We start from the raw sequence: 3,222 nt of genomic DNA on the forward strand, positions 1-3,222 counted from the left end.
CGGGGTACGCGCGGGCGGCGCTGCTGGCACTCATGCTGCCCTCCTCGGTGCTGGTCGCAGGTGGTCGGGGGTGGGACGAAGGCGTTCGGCCGCGCGCAGTCGCACGGACTGCGAGCGCGGGTTGCGCGCGAGCTCGGCCTCGTCGGCCTCCTCCGCACCGCGGGTCACCAGGCGCAGGTACGGCTGGTGGCTGTCCGGGACGACCGGCAGGTCGGGCGGCGCGCTCACGCTCGCGCCGAGCGCGAACGCCTGCTTGACCATGCGGTCCTCGAGCGACTGGTACGCCTCGACGACGATCCGTCCGCCGACGGCCAGCGCCTCGATCGACTCGGGGATCGCCGCGGCGAGCGCGTCGAGCTCGTGGTTGACCTCGATCCGCAGCGCCTGGAACGTGCGCTTGGCCGGGTGGCCGCCCGTCTGCCGCTTGGCGGCCGGGATGCTCGCGCGGACCAGGTCGACGAGCTCGCCCGTGCGGGTCAGCGGCGCCTCCTGCCGGGCACGCACGATCGAGCGTGCGATGCGCGGCGCGAACCGCTCCTCGCCGTACGTGCGCAGCACGCGGGCCAGGTCACGCTCGTCGTAGGTGTTGAGGACGTCGGCCGCGGTCAGACCCGAGGTGGCGTCCATCCGCATGTCGAGCGGCGCGTCCTGCGCGTACGAGAAGCCCCGCTCGACCTCGTCGAGCTGCAGCGACGAGACCCCGAGGTCCATGAGCACGCCCTGCACCGCGGGGATGCCGAGCTCGGCCAGGACGTCGCGGATCTCGTCGTACACCGCGTGCACGCCCGTGAACCGGTCGCCGAACGGCGCGAGCCGCTCGCTCGCGAGCGCGATCGCCTGCGTGTCACGGTCGAGGCCGACGACCCGCACGTGCGGGAAGCGCCGGAGCACCCCCTCGGTGTGACCGCCCATGCCGAGCGTCGAGTCCACCATCACGGCGCCCTCGACCTCGAGCGCGGGGGCGAGCAGCTCGAGGCAGCGCTCGAGCAGGACCGGCACGTGGCGCGAGGCGGCGTCGGGCTCGTTCGTCGGCTCGTTCGACTCGGTCATGCGGTCCCCCTCTCGCGCTCTCGTGCTCGTGGCTGGTGGTCGGGCAGCCCCTCCGCCGTCCGACCAGATCCCCCACCGGCCCTCTGCCGCGGGGAAGTGCGGCAGAGCGGTCGGGAGGAGGTCTCGTCGGGCGGGAGCCGGGCTCGTCGTGGTGCGGTGCTCGTCGTGCGGCTGTCGTCGTGCTCGTCGTCGTGCGGTTAGTCCGTGTGGTCGGCGGTTCGGCCTCACCACCTGCCCTGCGGGAAGACCTCCTCGGTCGCGTCGGCGTAGCCGGCCTCCTGCTCGGCGAGGTACGTCTCCCAGGCCGCGAGGTCCCAGATCTCGACGCGCGTCCCGGCGCCGATCACGGCGACCTCGCGGTCGAGCCCGGCGTACTGCCGCAGCATCGGCGGGATGGAGATGCGGCCCTGCTTGTCGGGCAGCTCGTCGCTCGCCCCGGACAGGAACACGCGCAGGTAGTCGCGCGCCTGCTTGCTCGTGACGGGCGCCTGCCGCAGCTGGTCGTGGTACCGGCGGAACTCGTCCAGCGGGAGCAGGAAGAGGCAGCGCTCCTGACCGCGCGTCATGACCAGTCCCTGCGCGAGCTGAGGCCGGAACTTGGCCGGGAGGATGAGCCGGCCCTTGTCGTCGAGGCGAGGCGTGTAGGTGCCGAGGAAGGGCATGCCCGAGCCGAGGATGCCGACGGTCTCATGCGACACCTCGCCTCCCTCCGCCGGCCGACCCTTCGGTCCCGCCGCCTCGCCGACCGCACCTCACCGGCCCGGTCCCGGGGCGGCTGACTGACCTTCCGCCGGTCCGGAGACCGGCCCGCGGTGCGACCTGAACGACGGTGCGAAACCCGTTCACTCCCTGCCTCACCACGTGCCCCCACGGTACTCCACTTTGCTCCACCCGCACCTTGACAGACCCCTGTTTTCACCCGAACGGCATGCGTTCATGCAGGTCAGAGAGGGTGGGGAGAAGTGGAGGAGATTTCGCGTCCCGCGAGGGTCGCCTCGGGCGACAGAGCCGGGCCGACAGTCGGAATGTCCCCGCTTGTCCCGTTCTGACCCCATATCAGCGGGCGCTGCGGCGACGCCGCGACGTGCGAGGTGGAGGCAAGTGGGGGGCTCGGGCGAACGGGGCGATCAGCGCGACCGCGACGCCCCTGACGGCCCCTGGCGCGGGGCGTGCGGGTGGAACTGCGACAAGGCAGCCCCGACCGGACGTACCGCGTCGTAGGCTCGTCCCCGACCGCCAAAGGAGGCGCCCATGCTGCAGTCCGTTCCCTCGTCCGACGAGCTCTCGGACCTCGTCGCCACGACCGACCGGATGCGTACCGCGATCGAGCACGTCGTCACCGGTCGTCCCGAGCTCGTACGCACCACGCTCGCGGTGCTGCTCGCCGAGGGCCACCTGCTCCTCGAGGACGTGCCCGGGGTCGGCAAGACGACGCTCGCCAAGGCGCTCGCACGCACGATCGACTGCAGCGTCGGCCGCATCCAGTTCACGCCCGACCTCATGCCGAGCGACCTCACGGGCGTCAACATCTTCCGCGCGCAGACGAACGAGTTCGAGTTCCGGCCCGGGCCCGTGTTCGCGCACGTCGTCATCGGCGACGAGATCAACCGCGCCTCCCCCAAGACGCAGTCGGCGCTGCTCGAGTGCATGCAGGAGGGGCAGGCGACCGTCGACGGGCGCACGTACCGGCTCCCCCGGCCGTTCTTCGTCGTCGCGACGCAGAACCCCGTCGAGATGGAGGGCACCTACCCGCTGCCCGAGGCCCAGCGCGACCGGTTCATGGCACGCCTGACGGTCGGCTACCCCAGCGTGCAGTCCGAGCTCGACATGCTCGACCTGCAGGAGACCTCCGACCCCCTCGCGGGCCTGCAGGCCGTGACCGACGCCGCGCACGTCGCGCGGCTCATCGAGATCACGCGTCGGCTGTACGCGTCGCCCGCGGTCAAGCGCTACGTCGTCGACCTCGTCGGGGCGACGCGTCAGGAGCCCGGGCTGCGGCTCGGGGCCTCGCCGCGCGCGGCGATCCAGCTCCTGCGTGCCGCCAAGGGCGTCGCCGCGATCGACGGCCGCGACCACGTGCTGCCCGACGACGTGCAACAGCTCGCGCCCGCGGTCCTCGCCCACCGGCTCCTGCCCAGCACCGAGTCGCGGCTGTCGGGCCGCAGCACGGAG

The 3,222-nt window shown here is 72.6% G+C and carries 3 protein-coding genes; 1 reads left to right on the forward strand and 2 read right to left on the reverse strand.

All coding sequences use genetic code 11. The annotated features are described in order from the left end of the window. Positions 1 to 30: 30 nt before the first annotated feature. Together rsmH and mraZ are read right to left on the reverse strand one after the other, a co-directional pair. Positions 31 to 1,050, reverse strand: coding sequence for a 16S rRNA (cytosine(1402)-N(4))-methyltransferase RsmH (rsmH, locus tag CWIS_RS08760; RefSeq protein WP_048342895.1), 1,020 nt, complete (start codon positions 1,048 to 1,050; stop codon positions 31 to 33). Positions 1,051 to 1,274: 224 nt separating this feature from the next. After that, entirely contained in the window at positions 1,275 to 1,712 is a 438-nt protein-coding gene (gene mraZ / locus CWIS_RS08765; RefSeq protein WP_048342930.1) for a division/cell wall cluster transcriptional repressor MraZ, read from the reverse strand. 589 nt (positions 1,713 to 2,301) lie between these two features. Between mraZ and CWIS_RS08770 the strand changes: the two genes are divergently transcribed. After that, positions 2,302 to 3,222: MoxR family ATPase (locus CWIS_RS08770; RefSeq protein ID WP_048342896.1), on the forward strand; the 921-nt coding region annotated here is incomplete at its 3' end.

The organism is Cellulomonas sp. A375-1 (assembly GCF_001040865.1).
Taxonomy (GTDB): domain Bacteria; phylum Actinomycetota; class Actinomycetes; order Actinomycetales; family Cellulomonadaceae; genus Cellulomonas; species Cellulomonas gelida.